Genomic DNA, 18,076 nt, shown 5'->3' with positions numbered 1-18,076 from the left:
GAAAAGCCAACCTGCCGGTTGGCTTTTTTATGGGCGCCTCTGCTGCCCTTACCGCTCTCGTCCCACAGGTGACCTTCCCGCGTCCCCGTTTTGTCCGGAGAGTTGATATGGAACTTCGCCAGCTACGCTATTTTGTGCGCATTGTTGAAACCGGCAGCATGGGGCGCGCCGCGCTTGATCTTAATATCGGCGTCTCGGCGCTCAGCCAGCAGATCGCACGCCTGGAAAACGAACTGGCCATTCGCCTGCTGCAGCGGACCTCCCGCGGGGTCACGCCCACCAGCGCGGGTCTCGCTTTCTACTCGCAGGCACAGCTGGCGCTGCGCCATGCCGATGATGCCATCCTCGCCGCCCGCGAGGCGCGCCTGTCAGGCCACGTTAGCGTCGGCATGGCCCCCAGCACCGCCTCCGTTCTCGGCGTCCCGTTCATCAATGCGATGCGCGAAAGCTATCCCGACGTGCGCCTGCATTTGGTGGAAAGCCTCTCCGGTAATCTGGAGCGGATGATCAACACCCGCCAGCTCGATTTAGCTATCGTTTTCCAGCAGGAAAAGATCCTGCGCTGGAGCGCCAGACCGGTGCTGGAAGAACGCCTGTTCCTGATTGGCACCCATGCGCTGTTGGCCCCCCTGCAGGAGGACCACATCTCCCCTGACCAGCTCACCTCCCTGCCGTTGATTATGCCAAGCCAGGGCCATGGCCTGCGCGGCAGGCTGGAGGCAGTTTGCCAGCAGCATCATCTCAGCGTTGAGGTGGTGGCGGACATTGACGGTCTGGCCCTGCTGATGCAGGCCGTGCGCAGCGGACTGGGGGCCACCCTGCAGCCCGGGGCCGCCATCTCCCACCTCGACCATCAGGCGCTGAGGGTGATCGACGTCGTCAACCCGATACTCAGTCGCCCCAACTTTCTGGTCAGTCTGTCTGATGATGAACTCACTCCGGCAGGCCTTGCGGCTCGAGTGATACTCAGCAAAGTCATGCGCCAGCTGGTGGAGTCTGACCGCTGGCCGGGTGCTACCCTTTACGCTCACTAAACCCCTCTTTAGCATTACACCATAGCGCCTCACCGCTGTTACCACCTACATTCCCATTACAAATTTAACAATTAATTAAATTGTAAGGGAGCCGATAATGGTGGATGTACTGGTGATTGGCGGCGGCAATGCCGCGCTATGCGCCGCCTTAACCGCCCGGGAAGCTGGCGCCTCGGTGCTGCTGCTGGAGGCGGCGCCGCGGGAGTGGCGCGGCGGCAACTCGCAGCACACGCGTAACCTGCGCTGTATGCACGATGCGCCGCAGGACGTGCTGGTCGACAGCTACCCGGAAGAAGAGTACTGGCAGGATCTGCTGCGCGTCACCGAGGGGAATACCAACGAAGCGCTGGCCCGAATGGTGATCCGCACCTCGTCACAATGCCGGGACTGGATGCGCCAGCACGGAGTTAACTTTCAGCCGCCGCTCTCCGGCGCCCTGCACGTGGCCCGCACCAACGCCTTTTTTATGGGCGGCGGCAAAGCGCTGGTCAATGCCTATTACCGCAGCGCGGAGCAAATGGGGGTGCAGATCCGCTACAACACACCGGTGCAGGCTCTCGAGCTGCGCAACGGCGAATTTGTCGCCGCGCTGGCAGGCGAGGAACGGATTGTTGCAAAAAGCTGCGTCCTCGCCGCCGGCGGATTTGAATCCAACCGCGAATGGCTGCGCGAGGCCTGGGGGCAAAATGACCGCGGTGAATGGCCCGCCGATAACTTTCTCATCCGCGGCACCCGCTTCAACCAGGGAGTGCTGCTCAAGTTTATGATCGACGCCGGGGCCGATATTATCGGCGATCCCTCGCAGTCCCACTGCGTCGCCATTGACGCCCGGGCGCCGCTCTACGATGGCGGGATCTGTACCCGCGTCGACTGCGTGTCGCTGGGGGTAGTGGTCAACCGCGATGCCGACCGTTTTTACGATGAAGGAGAAGATTTCTGGCCCAAACGCTATGCCATCTGGGGCCGGCTGGTCGCCCACCAGCCCGGGCAAATCGGCTACTCGATCATCGACAGCAAAGCCATCGGCCACTTTATGCCGCCCGTCTTTCCCGGCGCTCAGGCCAACACCCTTCCCGAGCTGGCCCGCCAGCTCGGCCTGGACAGCGAACGCTTTACGCAAACCATCGCCGACTATAATGCCGCCTGCGCGCCAGGCCAGTTCGATCATACCCGCCTGGATAACTGCGCCACCGCCGGCCTGACGCCGCCAAAGACCCACTGGGCGCGGCCTATCGATACGCCGCCTTACTACGGCTATGCCTTACGTCCGGGGATCACCTTCACCTACCTCGGGCTCTACGTCGACGACACCGCCGCCGTCCACTTCGCCGGTAAACCCAGCCGCAACCTGTTTGTCGCCGGGGAAATGATGGCTGGCAACGTGCTGGGCAAAGGCTATACCGCCGGCGTCGGGATGTCGATCGGCACCACCTTCGGCCGCATTGCCGGCCAGCAAGCCGCCCGGGCGGCACAGCAGGAGAAACACCATGAAGTCGCTTGAGAAGCTGATCATTGAGGCGCAGATCATCACCGAGCCGGAGGCGGAAGTGGAAAGGGTGATGCAGGTATGTAACGCCTGCCGCTACTGCGAAGGGTTTTGCGCCGTATTCCCGGCGATGACCCAGCGCCTGGCCTTTGGCAAAGCAGATATTAACTATCTGGCTAACCTGTGTCATAACTGCGGCGCCTGCCTGCACGCCTGTCAGTACGCGCCGCCGCACGAATTCGCGATTAACGTGCCGAAGGCGATGGCCGAAGTTCGGCTGGAAACTTACCAGCATTACGCCCAGCCCGCCGCCTTTGGCAGCCTGTACCGCCGGGCTGGTGTGACCACCGTACTGGCGCTGGTCGGCGGACTGATTTTCTTTCTGCTGCTGGCGATGGAGCTTAAAGGCTCGCTGCTTCACTCTCCTCTGGCCGGCGATTTCTATCAGATATTCCCGCATAACCTGCTGGCGTGGATGTTTGGCTCGGTCTTCGTGCTGGCCTTTGGCTTGCTGATGACCGGGGTGATCCGCTTCTGGCGCGAGATCTCCCCGGGCCAGCCGCACGCGGTTGATATCGCCAAGGCCTCACAGGATGCGTTGACGCTGAAATATCTCGATGGCGGGCATGGCAAAGGCTGCAACGAAGCCGATGACGCCTTCACGCTGATGCGCCGCCGTTTCCACCACTTCACCTTCTACGGCTTTATGCTCTGCTTCGCCTCCACCGTGGTGGCCACGGGCTATCACTATTTCGCCGGCCAGGAAGCCCCCTACCCGTTCTTCAGCGTCCCGGTGCTGCTGGGGACCCTTGGCGGCATCGGCCTGCTGGTGGGGCCGGCTGGCCTGCTGTGGCTAAACCTGCGCCGGTCGCCGTTGCACGGCGATGCACGACAAAAACCGATGGACCGCGGCTTTATCCTGCTACTGCTGCTGACCAGCTTCACCGGCCTGGCGCTGCTGGCGGGACGGGATACCTCATGGATGGGTATTTTGCTCGCTGTTCACCTCGGGGTGGTAATGGCCCTGTTCTTAACCCTTCCCTACGGAAAATTTGCCCACGGATTTTATCGCTGTGCGGCGCTACTCAAGTGGGCAATTGAGAAGCGGCGCGGAAAACAGGCGGCAGTCGCAGGCGACTAACCCGCTCCCTCTTACCTCTATAAAAACAAGATAAAGACAATGGAGAGCACACCCTATGACGCAACAATCCACGCGCGCCGGCACCGTCGGCGCTATCCTCCGCGTGACCAGCGGTAATTTTCTCGAACAGTTCGACTTTTTCCTGTTTGGCTTTTATGCCACCTATATCGCCCGCACCTTCTTTCCGGCGGAGAGCGAGTTCGCAGCGCTGATGCTGACCTTTGCGGTGTTTGGTTCGGGCTTCCTGATGCGCCCCATCGGCGCGGTGGTCCTCGGCGCCTATATCGACAGAATCGGGCGCCGCAAAGGGCTGATGGTCACCCTGGCGATCATGGGCTGCGGGACGCTACTCATCGCCCTGGTACCTGGCTATCAGACCATCGGCGTGCTGGCGCCGATCCTCGTGTTAGTGGGCCGCTTGCTGCAGGGGTTTTCCGCGGGCGTCGAGCTTGGCGGGGTGTCGGTCTATCTGTCGGAAATCGCCACGCCGGGCAATAAAGGCTTCTATACCAGCTGGCAATCCGCCAGCCAGCAGGTGGCTATCGTCATGGCGGCGCTGATTGGCTACGCGCTGAACGCCACGCTGGAGCATGAGGAGATCGCCGACTGGGGCTGGCGCATTCCCTTCTTCATTGGCTGTCTGATTATTCCGCTGATTTTCGTGCTGCGCCGCTCGCTGCAGGAGACTGAGGAGTTCCTGCAGCGTAAACATCGCCCGGATACTAAAGAGATCCTGACCACTATCGCCAGGAACTGGCGCATTATTACCGCCGGGACGTTGCTGGTGGCGATGACCACCACCACCTTTTATTTTATCACCGTCTATACGCCGACCTACGGCAGAGCGGTGCTGCACCTCAGCGCTCGCGACAGCCTGCTGGTGACCATGCTGGTGGGCATCTCTAACTTTATCTGGTTACCGATTGGCGGGGCGATCTCTGACCGGATCGGTCGTCGCCCGGTGCTGATGGGCATTACCCTGCTGGCGCTGCTCACCACCTGGCCGGTGATGCACTGGCTCACCGCCGCGCCCGATTTTACGCGTATGACGCTGGTCCTGCTGTGGTTCTCGTTCTTTTTTGGCATGTATAACGGCGCGATGGTGGCGGCGCTCACCGAAGTGATGCCGGTGTACGTCCGCACTGTGGGATTCTCTCTGGCCTTTAGTCTCGCTACTGCCATTTTCGGCGGCCTGACGCCGGCTATCTCTACCGCCCTGGTCGAGCTCACCGGCGATAAAAGCGCGCCGGGCTGGTGGCTAATGTGCGCCGCGCTGTGCGGGTTCATTGCCACCGCGCTGCTGTTCGTGCGGCTGAGCCGAGGCTATCAGCCGGCGGAGAGTCAGCGCTAAAAAAACAAACGGGCGGAGGTATGCTCCGCCCGTTTGCCGCTAACGTCTGATTTAATGGGTCGTATTATTGCTGCGGATCTCCTTCCAGATCTGGTCGCAGCGCGCTTTCACCGCCTGATCGTTGCCGGTGCGGGTGGCCTGAATACACTGTTGGTAATCCAGGACGCGAACGCTCTCCTGATTGGCAAATTGCTGGTGCCGTTTATCCTCTTTCAGTACATTCAGTACGCTCTGACAGGCTTCAATCTTGTCCGGATTCCCCTCCGCCGTATTAATACAGGCGCTATAGGCATCTTTCAGTTTGGTGTCTTCTTTCGGTGCCGGCGACGTGGCGCAGGCCACCAGACCCGAGGCCATCATGGCAATAAGCAGCATTTTTTTCATTGTCGTTCTCCCAGAGGTGCGGCAGGCTCACGCCCGCCGCGCAGGCATCAGAAAATAGTGAACGGGGCGATAACCATGAACTTCACGTCGCGCTCATCCTGGAAGATGTTGCCGTAGCCGCCGCTCCAGCTCGGAATATCGGAATGGTTGTCGTACTGGGTAAAGTGCAGTTTGAACAGGGTGCCCTTCGCCCGACCTTCCTGCACGGTATACAACGCATCCAGGCTGTAAGCCGATTCTTTCAGGCGATAGTCAGGGTCATAGTACGCATCCGGAGAGGACATTCTTCCCGGCTTCGCATCCCAGGCGTAGACATAAGACGCGCCAAACGCCCAGCCAGGCATATCCCAGTTTTTCATGTCATACATCGCGCCGAAGAAGACCGCTTTTTCGCCGTTGGCGTTAAAGTCGGAGCGGTTATCCCACCAGATATCGAGACGACCGTTGGAAGAGGCATAGGTCGGCGTCATACGCTGCAGGAAGTAGCCCTGCTGGCCATCGGCCTTCACCCAGGTGCCTTCCAGACGCAGGTCCAGCACATCCGCCACTTTATAGCCGAAGGTTAACGCCTGCAGCCATGCGGTGCCGTCATAGATGTCATTGACCCCGCCGTTGCTAACCTTATCGCGGGTGCCGTAGAACTGGTAGCTGGTGCTCAGCGGCGCGCCGGCGACGTCAAACTTGTAGCTGGCTTTAGCAAAGTACTGATCGATATAGCCCTGAGCCTGACCAAATGCCGCCTCCAGCACCAGGTCGTTTTTGAAATCATATTTGGCGCCGACGGAGTGGAGATAATCAACTTTGGTTTTCTTGTCGTTCTGATAGAAATCGTCCATCTCGATATGCCATGGCGCTTTATACTCGTTCGTCCACATATAGGAAAAACTTAACGCGCCCGCCGTGCCATAGTCGAAGTTAGCCCCGGCCTCCGCCCCCTGATAGGTACCTGGCATAAAGCTCCAGTGCGGGGCCAGCAGAGTCTGGCCGGTTGGCTGGATATAGCCCGCACGTGCCCACGCCGGACCATATTTGAATTTCGCGGCGGCTTTATACAGGCTGATACCGCTCTTATCGCCGGAGTAGTCTTCGTCATAAGCTTTGTTGCGCGATGAGAAGGCAATTTCGTTCGGGTGGCCGCTATCGCCGTTCTCGGCCATTTCAATCGCGGTAAATGCAGCAATATCAAGGCCAAACATATCGGCGGCATAGCCGGACTGGAAGTCCAGGTTGGCGTTCCAGGTGGAGTGGGAAAGGTTGGTTTTATATTTGTCGCCGTCGGTGACATCTTTACGGTCACGCTCACGCTGCCAGTAATAGATACCGCCGGTTAAGGTTGAATCATCGATAAAGCCTGCTGCGCTGGCCTGCGGAACCACAACCCAGCCCGACATCGCGGTGACGGCGGCAATAGCCAGCGCCAGCGTACTACGTTTGCCACTAAACGTACGCATGTGCATATCCTCTTTGACGTTTTAAAAGGCGAAGACCAACGGTCATTCGCTAAAAAAATAAATAAAACTGCAAAATGTGGGGCGGTGAAAAAGGCCGCGAAACCACTGTAGATAGACTATTTTTCGTGACGCGAATTATCAATGTTTTTCGTGAGGCAAAGCTTAAGATTATGACAAAGCGCACATAATTTATGTCTTTTTGTTACAGTCTTATCCCTGATAATTTTGTCATGGAAGTCATTGCAAAATCAGGGAAAAATAGAAGAACTGAAAGCGATTACATTGGTTTTTTGTATATGACAGGAAACATCAGAAGCGCTATTTATTACCGCGCAGTAACAGGATTAATTCGCATCGCGAAAATGAAAAGTTTAATTGGCTGATTCTGAAACAAAAAAAAAGCGCCGCAAGGTGCGACGCTTTTACGAGAGGGAAATTTATTCGCCGACTTTCGCCCAGGTATCACGCAGCCCGACAGTGCGGTTGAACACCAGACTGGAGGCGTTTGCATAGCGACTGTCGAGGCAGAAGTAACCTTCACGCTCAAACTGGTAAGCTTTGCCTGCTTCGGCCTGCGCCAGGCTCGGCTCCGCATATCCCTGCTTAATCACCAGCGAATCCGGGTTGATTACCGCGAGGAAATCTTCCTCCGCCCCCGGGTTTGGTACGCTGAACAGGCGATCGTAGAGACGGATCTCCACCGGCAGCGCATGCGCCGCACTCACCCAGTGGATCACGCCTTTGACCTTGCGACCGTCGGCCGGATCTTTACTCAGGGTATCGGCATCGTAGGTGCAGAAAATAGTGGTGATATTGCCTTCGGCATCTTTCTCCACGCGTTCCGCTTTGATCACGTAGGCATTGCGCAGACGCACTTCTTTACCCAGCACCAGACGCTTGTACTGTTTGTTGGCTTCTTCACGGAAGTCAGCGCGATCGATCCAGATTTCGGCGCTGAACGGCACTTCACGACTGCCCATTTCCGGCTTGTTCGGATGGTTCGGCATCGCCACCATTTCGCTTTCGCCCTGCGGATAGTTCTCGATAACCAGTTTCACCGGATCGATCACCGCCATCGCGCGCGGGGCGTTTTCATTCAGATCTTCACGAATGCAGGACTCCAGCGATGCCATCTCGATGGTGTTGTCCTGCTTGGTCACGCCGATGCGCTTGCAGAACTCGCGGATGGATTCAGCGGTGTAGCCACGGCGACGCAGACCGGAGATGGTCGGCATACGCGGATCGTCCCAGCCTTCCACGTGCTTCTCGGTCACCAGCTGGTTCAGCTTACGCTTGGACATCACGGTGTATTCGAGATTCAGGCGCGAGAATTCGTACTGACGTGGATGCACCGGAATGCTGATGTTGTCCAGCACCCAGTCGTACAGGCGGCGGTTGTCCTGGAACTCCAGGGTACACAGCGAGTGGGTGATGCCTTCCAGCGCATCGCTGATGCAGTGGGTGAAGTCATACATCGGGTAGATGCACCACTTGTTGCCGGTCTGATGATGCTCAGCGAACTTAATGCGGTACAGCACCGGATCGCGCATCACGATGAACGGCGATGCCATATCGATCTTCGCGCGCAGGCAGGCTTTACCCTCTTCGAAGCCGCCGCTGCGCATTTTTTCAAACAGCGCCAGGTTTTCTTCCACGCTGCGGTCGCGATACGGGCTGTTTTTACCCGGCGCTTTCAGGGTGCCGCGGTATTCGCGAATTTCATCAGGAGAGAGTTCATCAACATAGGCCAGACCTTTGTTGATCAGCTCAACCGCATACTGATGCAGCTGATCAAAGTAATCAGACGAGTAGCAAACGTCCCCGGACCAGTGGAAACCTAACCACTGCACGTCGTTTTTAATCGACTCCACGTATTCGATATCTTCTTTCACCGGGTTGGTGTCATCGAAACGCAGGTTGCATTGACCCTGATAATCCTGCGCGATGCCGAAGTTCAGGCAGATGGATTTCGCATGGCCAATGTGCAGATAACCGTTCGGCTCCGGCGGGAAGCGTGTGTGAACGGTGGTATGTTTACCGGTAGCCAGATCTTCATCAATGATCTGACGGATAAAGTTAGTCGGGCGGGCTTCTGCCTCACTCATCACGGGTTCCTCAAAGCGTAAACAACGTATAACGGCACATGATCTTACAAGCAGGACGTAGTGACAACTATTAGTTACGTAAAATAGGTATCAGAAGAGGATTATGGGGCCGATTGCTGGAAAAAAAAGCGGCGAAGGTTTCCCTTCGCCGCTGAGGCATAAACTCGACTCAGGAGCCTTACTTGCCTTTAATCTCATACAGCGGCGTCTGGCCGGCAACGACCTTACCGCTCGCCAGTATCACCAGCGCGCTGTAGTCATCGCTATTGCTGCAGACGACCGGGCTAATCATTGAGCGCGCGTTGGCGTTGAGGAAGTCCAGATCCATTTCCAGGATCGGCTCACCGGCCTTCACGTCCGTGCCCTCTTCAACCAAACGTTTGAAGCCCTTGCCTTCCAGCGCCACGGTGTCGATCCCCATGTGGACGACGATTTCCGCGCCGTTGTTGGTTTCGAGGCAGAACGCGTGGTTAGTGTTGAAAATTTTCACCACAGTACCCGCCGCTGGCGCGACAACGATGTTGCTGGTCGGTTTCACCGCGATACCGTCGCCGACGGCTTTGCTGGCGAAGGCTTCGTCCGGCACCTGTTCGAGCGCCACCACGTCACCGGTAATCGGCGAAACCAGCGACTCAACGGTCTTCGCATTCGCTACCGCCTGCGGTTTAGCCGCTGGCGCTGCGGTGGCGACATTGCCAGCCGGTGCAGCTGCTGCTGCCGCTACCGGGCCGCGGGTAACCACTTTTTTCATCTCATCGCCGATAGATTCTGCTTTCGCACCGACGATAACCTGGATGGTTTGCTTATTCAGTTTCACCACCCCGGACGCGCCGAGACGTTTACAGGCCGCGTCATTCACTTTCGCCGAATCGCCCACGGTCAGACGCAGACGGGTGATACAGGCGTCAATGGCTTTCAGGTTGTCGGTTCCGCCCACCGCGGCGATATAGCTGGTCGCCAGCTGGGTCAGGCCCTCTTCAGTGTTGCTGTTGGCTTCTTCCGTTACCACGTCAGCGGCTTTGTCTTCACGACCCGGCGTTTTCAGGTTGAACATGCGGATCACCGCGCTGAACAGCAGGAAGTAGACGAAGAAGAACACCACGCCCATCACCAGCAGCATCCAGACGTTTTTGCTGGCCGCAGGCAGGCTGTACATCAGCACATAGTCAATTGCACCTGCGGAGAAGGAGAAGCCCGCATGGATACCCAGCGCCGTTGCGATGAACAGGCTGATACCGGTCAGCACTGCATGCAGGAGGTACAGCAGCGGAGCCAGGAACATGAACAGGAATTCCAGCGGCTCGGTTACCCCGGTCAGGAACGCGGTGATGGCTACGGACAGCAGCATACCGCCGACCATCGGACGACGCGCTTTCGGCGCCGCCAGATACATCGCCAGCGCCGCACCCGGCAGACCAAACATCATGATCGGGAAGAAGCCGGACATGAACATCCCCGCGGTGCCGTCGCCGGCGTAGAAGCGGTTGATGTCGCCGTGGAACACAGCGCCAGCGGCGTTAGTGAACTCACCAATCTGGAACCAGGCGATGGTGTTCAGCACCTGATGCAGACCGGTTGGGATCAGCAGACGGTTGATGAAACCAAAGATACCGGAACCGAGCGCCCCTGCGGAGACGATCCATTCGCCACCAGAGTGGATAGCGTGCTGCACCGGCGGCCAGACGTAGCCGAAGATCGCGGCGAGGATCAGACAGAAGAAGCCGGTGGCGATCGGCACGAAGCGTTTGCCGCCGAAGAAGCTCAGGAAGTCCGGCAGCTTGATGCCGGCCCAGCGGTTGTACACCGCCCCTGCCACCAGACCGGTAATGATACCGGCCAGCACGCCCATGTTAATTTCCGGGTTGATGGTGACCATCGCTTTGGTCATCACGAAATACCCTACTGCGCCGGCCAGCGCCGCAGAACCCGCGTTATCCTTGGACCAGCTTGATGCCACACCAATTGCGAAGATCAGCGCCAGATTATCGAAGATCGCCCCACCCGCTTGCGCGATGAAGGGTACATTCAACAGGTCTGGTTGCCCGAAACGCAGCAGCAATGCCGCGACCGGCAGCACTGCGATAGGGAGCTGCAACGCCCTACCCAGTCGCTGAAAGAAACCTAAAATATTCATCTTATTCCCCCTATGAGACCCCGATGAGGCTCATTTTCAAAGCCACTTTTTTATTGTGTAACAAGGTCGGTTTTATCACTTACCGGCAAAGTGTGTGAAAAATTAATTCGTATCGCAAATTAAACGGGTATTTTTTGTGATAATTATCACCAAATATCGTATTCCCCCCTCCCTTTCACTGGCTAACATCGAAAACTTATTTTATCATTCAAAAAATCAACACGGATTGACCCCGGTCGGCGCAGTTGCTGCAATACTCTCCTCAGAGTGCTGGCGCCAATCCGCCAGAATCTACTTTAACTATAGAGGTGAAGAATGAGACTGATCCCCCTGGTAACCGCTGAGCAGGTCGGTAAATGGGCTGCCCGCCACATCGTTAACCGTATTAATGCATTCAAACCGACCGCGGACCGCCCGTTCGTGCTGGGTCTGCCTACCGGTGGCACTCCGCTGACCGCCTACAAAGCGCTGGTTGAAATGCATAAAGCAGGCCAGGTTAGCTTCAAACACGTCGTCACCTTTAATATGGATGAATATGTCGGCCTGCCAAAAGAGCATCCGGAAAGCTATCATAGCTTCATGCACCGTAATTTCTTTGACCACGTTGATATTCCGGCAGAAAATATCAACCTGCTGAATGGTAACGCGCCGGACATCGATGCGGAATGCCGTCGCTATGAAGAAAAAATTCGTTCCTACGGTAAAATCCACCTGTTCATGGGCGGCGTAGGCAACGATGGTCACATCGCGTTCAACGAACCGGCCTCTTCTCTGGCGTCCCGCACCCGTATTAAGACCCTGACCCATGACACCCGTGTGGCGAACTCCCGCTTCTTCGATGGTGATGTGGATCTGGTGCCGAAATACGCGTTGACCGTGGGCGTAGGCACCCTGCTGGATGCAGAAGAAGTGATGATTCTGGTGCTGGGTCATCAGAAAGCGCTGGCGCTGCAGGCGGCGGTAGAAGGTAACGTCAACCATATGTGGACCATTACCTGCCTGCAGCTGCATCCGAAGGCGGTGATTGTCTGCGACGAGCCGTCCACCATGGAGCTGAAAGTGAAAACCCTGAAATATTTCAACGAATTAGAAGCTGAAAATATTAAAGGTCTGTAATGTAGTCGTGTCCCGCCACTTGCGCGGGACCCTCTTTTTCTTTGTATGCATCATCATGCCGGCGGCAAACGAACGATCGCTGACCTGATGGGGCGTATATACCGGGGGTCGTAATGTATGCATTAACCCAGGGCCGGGTTTATACCGGTCATGAAATTCTCGATGACCATGCGGTTGTTATCGCCGATGGCCTAATCGAACGTCTCTGTCCGCTGGCGGATTTGCCGTCTGACATGGAGCAGCGCTCGGTCAACGGCGCAATAATTGCCCCCGGTTTTATCGACGTTCAGCTCAATGGCTGCGGCGGCGTGCAGTTTAACGACAGCCCAGAGGCGGTCACCGTTGAAACGCTGGAGATCATGCAGAAGGCGAACGAACGTTCAGGCTGCACCAGCTTCCTGCCGACGCTGATTACCTCCAGTGACGATCTGATGAAGCAAGGTATCCGCGTCATGCGCGAATACCTGCAAAAACACCCGAATCAGGCGCTGGGTCTGCATCTTGAAGGGCCGTGGCTGAATATCGTCAAGAAAGGCACCCACAACCCGGACTACGTGCGTAAACCGGACGCCGCGCTGGTCGATTTCCTCTGCGATAACGCCGATGTGATCACCAAGGTGACCCTCGCCCCTGAGCGCGTTGAGCCGGAAGTGATCCGCAAGCTGGTTGCCGCCGGGATCGTCGTCTCCGCCGGCCACTCCAACGCCACGCTGAAAGAGGCGAAAGTCGGCTTCCGCGCCGGCATTACCTTCGCCACTCACCTGTATAACGCGATGCCGTATATTACCGGACGCGAACCGGGTCTGGCCGGGGCGATTTTTGACGAGCCGGATGTCTACTGCGGTATTATTGTCGACGGGATGCATGTCGATTATGCCAACGTACGTAACGCCAAGCGCCTGAAAGGCGACAAACTGTGCCTGGTCACCGACGCCACCGCGCCGGCGGGGGCGAATATTGACCAGTTCATTTTTGCCGGGAAAACAATATACTACCGCAATGGACTGTGCGTAGATGAAAACGGCACGCTCAGCGGCTCCTCCCTGACCATGATTGAAGGGGTGCGTAATCTGGTGGAGCATTGCGGCGTGGCACTGGACGAAGTATTGCGGATGGCGACGCTCTATCCCGCGCGCGCTATCGGTGTGGACAAGCAGCTCGGCAGCATTGCGCCGGGCATGGTCGCTAACCTGACCGCCTTTACACGCGATTATAAAATCACCAAGACCATCGTTAATGGTAACGAGGTCGTCACTGAGTAAGTAAAAGTATGACAGCAGGCGGACAAGCTCAAATTGGTAACGTTGACCTCGTAAAACAACTGAACAGCGCGGCCGTGTACCGCCTGATTGACCAGCATGGGCCTATCTCGCGCATTCAGATAGCCGAACAAAGCCAGCTTGCCCCTGCCAGCGTGACCAAAATCACGCGTCAGCTTATTGAGCGCGGCCTGATCAAAGAAGTCGATCAGCAGGCCTCCACCGGAGGCCGCCGCGCTATCTCTATCATCGCTGAAACCCGCAACTTCAACGCCATCGGCGTGCGGCTTGGCCGCTATGACGCCACTCTGACCCTGTATGATTTAAGCAGCAAGACCCTGGAAGAGGAACATTTTCCCCTGCCCGAGCGCACCCAGGAAACGCTGGAACACGCCCTGCTGAATATCATCGCCACCTTTATCGAAAACTGTCAGCGCAAAATTCGCGAGCTGATCGCCATCTCGGTGATCCTGCCAGGCCTCGTCGACCCGGAAAGCGGCGTGATCCGCTATATGCCGCATATTGCGGTGGAAAACTGGGGCCTGGTCGGGGCGCTGGAAAAACGCTTCAACGTTACCTGCTATGTCGGGCACGACATCCGCAGCCTGGCGCTGGCCGAGCACTATTTCGGTGCAAGTCAGGACTGCGAAGACTCCATCCTGGTGCGCGTGCACCGCGGTACCGGCGCGGGCATCATCTCTAACGGGCGCATTTTTATTGGCCGGAACGGCAACGTCGGCGAAATTGGCCACATTCAGGTCGATCCGCTGGGCGAGCGCTGCCACTGCGGCAACTTCGGCTGTCTGGAGACCGTCGCGGCCAATGCCGCCATCGAACAGCGAGTTCGCCACCTGCTTGAGCAGGGCTACCAGAGCCGTCTGACGCCGGATGACTGCACGATCAAAACTATCTGCAAAGCGGCCAACAAGGGCGATGCCCTGGCCTGCGAGGTGATTGAGTACGTGGGGCGTCACCTCGGGAAAACGATCGCCATCGCGATTAACCTGTTCAACCCACAAAAAATCGTTGTCGCCGGCGAAATAGTGGAAGCTGAAAAGGTCCTTCTTCCGGCCATCGAAGGCTGCATTAACGCCCAGGCGCTGAAAGCGTTTCGCAAGAACCTGCCGGTGGTGCGTTCTACCCTCGACCATCGCTCAGCGATTGGCGCCTTCGCGCTGGTCAAACGCGCTATGCTCAATGGCACGCTGCTGCAGCGCTTGCTTGAGAGCTAATCGCCTCTTTATTGATAGCGCGAAACGATCCGCATCACCCTGTCGCTGGTGGGTATGGTCCACCAGCGATGTGAAACCTCATCGATGACGAGTATAGTTTCGTCTTTGTTAATGATTCTGGACCCACCATGACCATTCAAAACATAATTTGTGATATTGACGGCGTGCTGATGCACGATAACGTCGCCGTTCCCGGCGCTGCCGAGTTTATCAAACGCATCCTCGATAAAGGCATGCCGCTGGTAATGCTGACCAACTACCCGTCGCAAACCGGCCAGGATTTGGCTAACCGTTTCGCCACCGCCGGCATCGACGTGCCGGATACCGCGTTTTACACCTCGGCGATGGCCACCGCCGATTTCCTGCGCCGCCAGGAAGGCAAGAAAGCCTATGTGGTGGGTGAAGGGGCGCTGATCCACGAACTGTACAAAGCCGGCTTTACCATCACCGATGTGAACCCGGATTTTGTCATCGTCGGGGAAACCCGTTCATTCAACTGGGAGATGATGCATAAGGCCGCCTTCTTCGTTGCCAACGGCGCCCGCTTCATTGCCACCAACCCGGATACGCACGGTCGCGGCTACTATCCGGCCTGTGGCGCGCTGTGCGCCGGGATCGAGAAGATCTCCGGCCGTAAGCCGTTTTACGTCGGTAAACCTAGCCCGTGGATCATCCGTTCAGCGCTGAACAAAATGCAGGCTCACTCCGAGCAGACAGTGATCGTAGGTGATAACCTGCGCACTGACATTCTGGCCGGCTTCCAGGCGGGGCTGGAGACTATTCTGGTGCTCTCCGGCGTCTCCACCCTCGATGACATCGACAGCATGCCGTTTCGCCCGTCGTGGATTTACCCTTCCGTCGCGGAAATCGATATTTTCTGATGCCAACCACGTCGCAGGACGTGGTTTTTCATTTATAGCGCCTGCCAAAAGTCATCCATCTAATAAAAACGGCCTATAAATGCGTATTCCTCAATAAAGTCGCTCAAAAGATACTCTTTTTTTACTGTTCAATAATCACAGTTGCGTTTTTTCTTTTTCAGGCCGCAAAACCCTTGCGCCAGCGCCCCCTTTACGGCATTTTCTTAAGCACGCACTCAGGCTTCGCCACGAGACGAAGCCAGCACAACATCAAACACGACAGGGTAATGGAGAAGGCTATGTGTTCTATTTTTGGCGTACTGGATATTAAAACTGACGCAGGCGAGCTGCGTAAAAAGGCGCTGGAGCTTTCCCGCCTGATGCGCCATCGCGGTCCGGACTGGTCTGGCGTGTATGCCAGCGACAAAGCGATTCTGGCGCACGAGCGCCTGTCTATTGTCGACGTCAACGCCGGTGCCCAGCCGCTGTACAACGCCGAAAAAACCCATGCGCTGGCCGTTAACGGCGAGATCTACAACCATCAGGCGCTGCGCGCGGAGTATGGCGATCGCTATCAGTTCCAGACCGGCTCTGACTGCGAAGTGATCCTCGCGCTGTATCAGGAAAAAGGCCCTGAGTTCCTCGACGACCTGCAGGGGATGTTCGCCTTCGCCCTGTACGACAGCGAGAAAGACGCGTACTTAATTGGTCGCGACCATATCGGTATTATTCCGCTGTATATGGGCCATGACGAACACGGCAACTTCTATGTCGCCTCCGAAATGAAAGCGCTGGTGCCGGTATGCCGCACCATTAAAGAGTTCCCGGCGGGCAGCTACCTGTGGAGCAAAGACGGCGAAATTCGCCAGTACTATCAGCGTGACTGGTTCGATTACGACGCGGTGAAAGACAACGTTACCGATAAGAACGAGCTGCGCCAGGCGCTGGAAGAGTCGGTGAAAAGCCACCTAATGTCCGACGTGCCTTACGGCGTGCTGCTCTCCGGCGGTCTTGATTCATCGGTCATCTCGGCTATCACCAAGAAATTCGCCGCCCGTCGCGTCGAAGATCAGGAGCGTAGCGAAGCCTGGTGGCCGCAGTTGCACTCTTTCGCGGTCGGTCTGGAAGGCTCTCCTGACCTGAAAGCGGCGCAGGAAGTGGCCAACCACCTCGGCACCGTACACCACGAAATTCACTTTACGGTCCAGGAAGGGCTGGATGCGATCCGCGACGTTATCTATCACATCGAAACGTATGACGTGACCACCATTCGCGCCTCGACGCCGATGTACCTGATGTCGCGTAAAATTAAAGCCATGGGCATCAAAATGGTGCTTTCCGGCGAAGGTTCGGACGAAGTGTTCGGCGGCTACCTCTATTTCCATAAGGCGCCGAACGCCAAAGAACTGCACGAAGAGACGGTGCGCAAGCTGCAGGCGCTGCATATGTTTGACTGCGCCCGCGCCAACAAAGCGATGTCCGCCTGGGGCGTGGAAGCCCGCGTGCCGTTCCTCGACAAGAAGTTCCTCGACGTGGCGATGCGCATCAACCCGCAGGATAAGATGTGCGGCAACGGAAAAATGGAAAAACACGTGCTGCGTGAATGCTTTGAATCCTACCTGCCGGCCAGCGTTGCCTGGCGGCAGAAAGAGCAGTTCTCTGACGGCGTCGGCTACAGCTGGATCGATACGCTGAAAGAAGTGGCCGCGAAGCAGATCAGCGATCAGCAGCTGGAAACGGCGAGCTTCCGTTTCCCGTACAACACGCCGACCTCCAAAGAAGGCTATCTGTACCGCGAGATCTTCGAAGAGCTGTTCCCGCTGCCGAGCGCGGCGGAGTGTGTCCCTGGCGGTCCGTCGGTGGCCTGCTCTTCAGCGAAAGCCATTGAGTGGGATGAAGCGTTCAAGACCATGAACGATCCATCAGGCCGTGCGGTGGGCGTCCACCAGTCAGCCTACAAATAAGCCCTGACGGGCGGTGAAACGCGAAACGGACCCTCCGGGGTCCGTTTTCTTTTTGCAGGATTTATGCCGCTGAAAAACGATAAATAACCAATAATTGCCGAATATTGCAGCGAGCTGTTCGCAACCTAACCAAACAGTCACATTACAACGATTTTCCTTGAAAAAGAGGTTGACGCTCGCAGGCCCAATACGCATAATGCGCCCCGCAACGCCGATAAGGTTACGCGAAAAAAAGATGGCTACGTAGCTCAGCTGGTTAGAGCACATCACTCATAATGATGGGGTCACAGGTTCGAATCCCGTCGTAGCCACCATCTTTTTTGCGGGAGTGGCGAAATTGGTAGACGCACCAGATTTAGGTTCTGGCGCCGCAAGGTGTGCGAGTTCAAGTCTCGCCTCCCGCACCATTCACCAGTTAGCGTTGTACGGATGGGGTATCGCCAAGCGGTAAGGCACCGGTTTTTGATACCGGCATTCCCTGGTTCGAATCCAGGTACCCCAGCCATCGAAGAAACAGTAAGACAATTTGGCTACGTAGCTCAGCTGGTTAGAGCACATC

13 protein-coding genes and 4 tRNA genes (1 of these 17 running past the window's edge) are annotated in these 18,076 nt (G+C 56.9%); 13 read left to right on the top strand and 4 right to left on the bottom strand.

Annotated elements, in window-relative coordinates; translation table 11 throughout:
- Positions 1–107 precede the first annotated feature (107 nt).
- The 4 genes from tcuR to HMPREF3096_RS15205 all read left to right on the top strand — a co-directional run bounded on the left by tcuR (position 108) and on the right by HMPREF3096_RS15205 (position 5,012).
- On the top strand, positions 108–1,034 hold the full coding sequence (gene tcuR / locus HMPREF3096_RS15220) for a tricarballylate utilization LysR family transcriptional regulator TcuR (protein WP_008805663.1): 927 nt from the start codon (positions 108–110) through the stop codon (positions 1,032–1,034).
- A gap of 97 nt (positions 1,035–1,131) precedes the next feature.
- Positions 1,132–2,535: an FAD-dependent tricarballylate dehydrogenase TcuA gene (tcuA, locus tag HMPREF3096_RS15215; protein WP_022065690.1), complete on the top strand. Its 1,404-nt coding sequence runs from the start codon at positions 1,132–1,134 to the stop codon at positions 2,533–2,535.
- A complete protein-coding gene (tcuB, locus tag HMPREF3096_RS15210) occupies positions 2,522–3,661 on the top strand; it encodes a tricarballylate utilization 4Fe-4S protein TcuB (protein ID WP_032729664.1) in 1,140 nt (379 codons plus the stop codon). The genes tcuA and tcuB overlap by 14 nt, the downstream gene beginning before the upstream one ends.
- A gap of 55 nt (positions 3,662–3,716) precedes the next feature.
- A complete protein-coding gene (locus HMPREF3096_RS15205; RefSeq protein WP_012968692.1) occupies positions 3,717–5,012 on the top strand; it encodes an MFS transporter in 1,296 nt (431 codons plus the stop codon).
- A gap of 51 nt (positions 5,013–5,063) precedes the next feature.
- Here HMPREF3096_RS15205 and chiQ read toward each other — a convergent pair whose 3' ends face one another.
- The 4 genes from chiQ to nagE form a co-directional block, all read right to left on the bottom strand.
- Positions 5,064–5,396 carry a ChiQ/YbfN family lipoprotein gene (gene chiQ, locus HMPREF3096_RS15200; protein ID WP_022065692.1) on the bottom strand — a complete coding sequence of 111 codons (333 nt, stop codon included), beginning with the start codon at positions 5,394–5,396 and terminating at the stop codon, positions 5,064–5,066.
- Positions 5,397–5,443: 47 nt separating this feature from the next.
- On the bottom strand, positions 5,444–6,847 hold the full coding sequence (gene chiP / locus HMPREF3096_RS15195; protein ID WP_008805658.1) for a chitoporin ChiP: 1,404 nt from the start codon (positions 6,845–6,847) through the stop codon (positions 5,444–5,446).
- 437 nt (positions 6,848–7,284) lie between these two features.
- Positions 7,285–8,952 carry a glutamine--tRNA ligase gene (gene glnS, locus HMPREF3096_RS15190; RefSeq protein WP_012542445.1) on the bottom strand — a complete coding sequence of 556 codons (1,668 nt, stop codon included), beginning with the start codon at positions 8,950–8,952 and terminating at the stop codon, positions 7,285–7,287.
- Positions 8,953–9,130: 178 nt separating this feature from the next.
- Positions 9,131–11,086, bottom strand: a complete 1,956-nt coding sequence (gene nagE, locus HMPREF3096_RS15185) for a PTS N-acetyl glucosamine transporter subunit IIABC (RefSeq protein ID WP_004147599.1) — start codon at positions 11,084–11,086, stop codon at positions 9,131–9,133.
- A gap of 315 nt (positions 11,087–11,401) precedes the next feature.
- On the opposite strand from nagE, the gene nagB reads away from it, so the two are divergent.
- From nagB to HMPREF3096_RS15140, 9 genes are all read left to right on the top strand, one after another.
- Positions 11,402–12,202, top strand: coding sequence for a glucosamine-6-phosphate deaminase (gene nagB, locus HMPREF3096_RS15180; protein WP_012542446.1), 801 nt, complete (start codon positions 11,402–11,404; stop codon positions 12,200–12,202).
- Positions 12,203–12,315: 113 nt separating this feature from the next.
- On the top strand, positions 12,316–13,464 hold the full coding sequence (nagA, locus tag HMPREF3096_RS15175) for an N-acetylglucosamine-6-phosphate deacetylase (RefSeq protein WP_012542447.1): 1,149 nt from the start codon (positions 12,316–12,318) through the stop codon (positions 13,462–13,464).
- Positions 13,465–13,472: 8 nt separating this feature from the next.
- Positions 13,473–14,693: a DNA-binding transcriptional regulator NagC gene (gene nagC / locus HMPREF3096_RS15170; protein WP_008805654.1), complete on the top strand. Its 1,221-nt coding sequence runs from the start codon at positions 13,473–13,475 to the stop codon at positions 14,691–14,693.
- A gap of 128 nt (positions 14,694–14,821) precedes the next feature.
- The gene (locus HMPREF3096_RS15165) at positions 14,822–15,574 is read left to right on the top strand and encodes an HAD-IIA family hydrolase (protein WP_008805653.1); all 753 of its coding nucleotides are present in this window, start codon (positions 14,822–14,824) and stop codon (positions 15,572–15,574) included.
- 278 nt (positions 15,575–15,852) lie between these two features.
- On the top strand, positions 15,853–17,517 hold the full coding sequence (gene asnB, locus HMPREF3096_RS15160) for an asparagine synthase B (protein ID WP_008805652.1): 1,665 nt from the start codon (positions 15,853–15,855) through the stop codon (positions 17,515–17,517).
- A gap of 237 nt (positions 17,518–17,754) precedes the next feature.
- A tRNA-Met gene (locus HMPREF3096_RS15155) sits at positions 17,755–17,831 on the top strand.
- A gap of 8 nt (positions 17,832–17,839) precedes the next feature.
- A tRNA-Leu gene (locus HMPREF3096_RS15150) sits at positions 17,840–17,924 on the top strand.
- Between the two features lie 23 nt (positions 17,925–17,947).
- Positions 17,948–18,022 (top strand) — tRNA-Gln (locus HMPREF3096_RS15145).
- Between the two features lie 23 nt (positions 18,023–18,045).
- Positions 18,046–18,076 (top strand) — tRNA-OTHER (locus tag HMPREF3096_RS15140); it runs 51 nt beyond the window's last position.

Origin of the sequence: Klebsiella sp. HMSC25G12, assembly GCF_001807705.1 — a bacterium.
Taxonomy (GTDB): domain Bacteria; phylum Pseudomonadota; class Gammaproteobacteria; order Enterobacterales; family Enterobacteriaceae; genus Klebsiella; species Klebsiella variicola.
This window is presented reverse-complemented; position numbering and strand designations above follow the sequence as displayed.

What these genes read in the sequence shown, in the direction of transcription:
- tcuR (WP_008805663.1), top strand. Translation starts at nt 108, where the DNA reads ATGGAACTTCGCCAGCTACGCTATTTTGTGCGCATTGTTGAAACCGGC.
- tcuA (WP_022065690.1), top strand. Translation starts at nt 1,132, where the DNA reads ATGGTGGATGTACTGGTGATTGGCGGCGGCAATGCCGCGCTATGCGCC.
- tcuB (WP_032729664.1), top strand. Translation starts at nt 2,522, where the DNA reads ATGAAGTCGCTTGAGAAGCTGATCATTGAGGCGCAGATCATCACCGAG.
- HMPREF3096_RS15205 (WP_012968692.1), top strand. Translation starts at nt 3,717, where the DNA reads ATGACGCAACAATCCACGCGCGCCGGCACCGTCGGCGCTATCCTCCGC.
- chiQ (WP_022065692.1), bottom strand. Translation starts at nt 5,396, where the DNA reads ATGAAAAAAATGCTGCTTATTGCCATGATGGCCTCGGGTCTGGTGGCC.
- chiP (WP_008805658.1), bottom strand. Translation starts at nt 6,847, where the DNA reads ATGCGTACGTTTAGTGGCAAACGTAGTACGCTGGCGCTGGCTATTGCC.
- glnS (WP_012542445.1), bottom strand. Translation starts at nt 8,952, where the DNA reads ATGAGTGAGGCAGAAGCCCGCCCGACTAACTTTATCCGTCAGATCATT.
- nagE (WP_004147599.1), bottom strand. Translation starts at nt 11,086, where the DNA reads ATGAATATTTTAGGTTTCTTTCAGCGACTGGGTAGGGCGTTGCAGCTC.
- nagB (WP_012542446.1), top strand. Translation starts at nt 11,402, where the DNA reads ATGAGACTGATCCCCCTGGTAACCGCTGAGCAGGTCGGTAAATGGGCT.
- nagA (WP_012542447.1), top strand. Translation starts at nt 12,316, where the DNA reads ATGTATGCATTAACCCAGGGCCGGGTTTATACCGGTCATGAAATTCTC.
- nagC (WP_008805654.1), top strand. Translation starts at nt 13,473, where the DNA reads ATGACAGCAGGCGGACAAGCTCAAATTGGTAACGTTGACCTCGTAAAA.
- HMPREF3096_RS15165 (WP_008805653.1), top strand. Translation starts at nt 14,822, where the DNA reads ATGACCATTCAAAACATAATTTGTGATATTGACGGCGTGCTGATGCAC.
- asnB (WP_008805652.1), top strand. Translation starts at nt 15,853, where the DNA reads ATGTGTTCTATTTTTGGCGTACTGGATATTAAAACTGACGCAGGCGAG.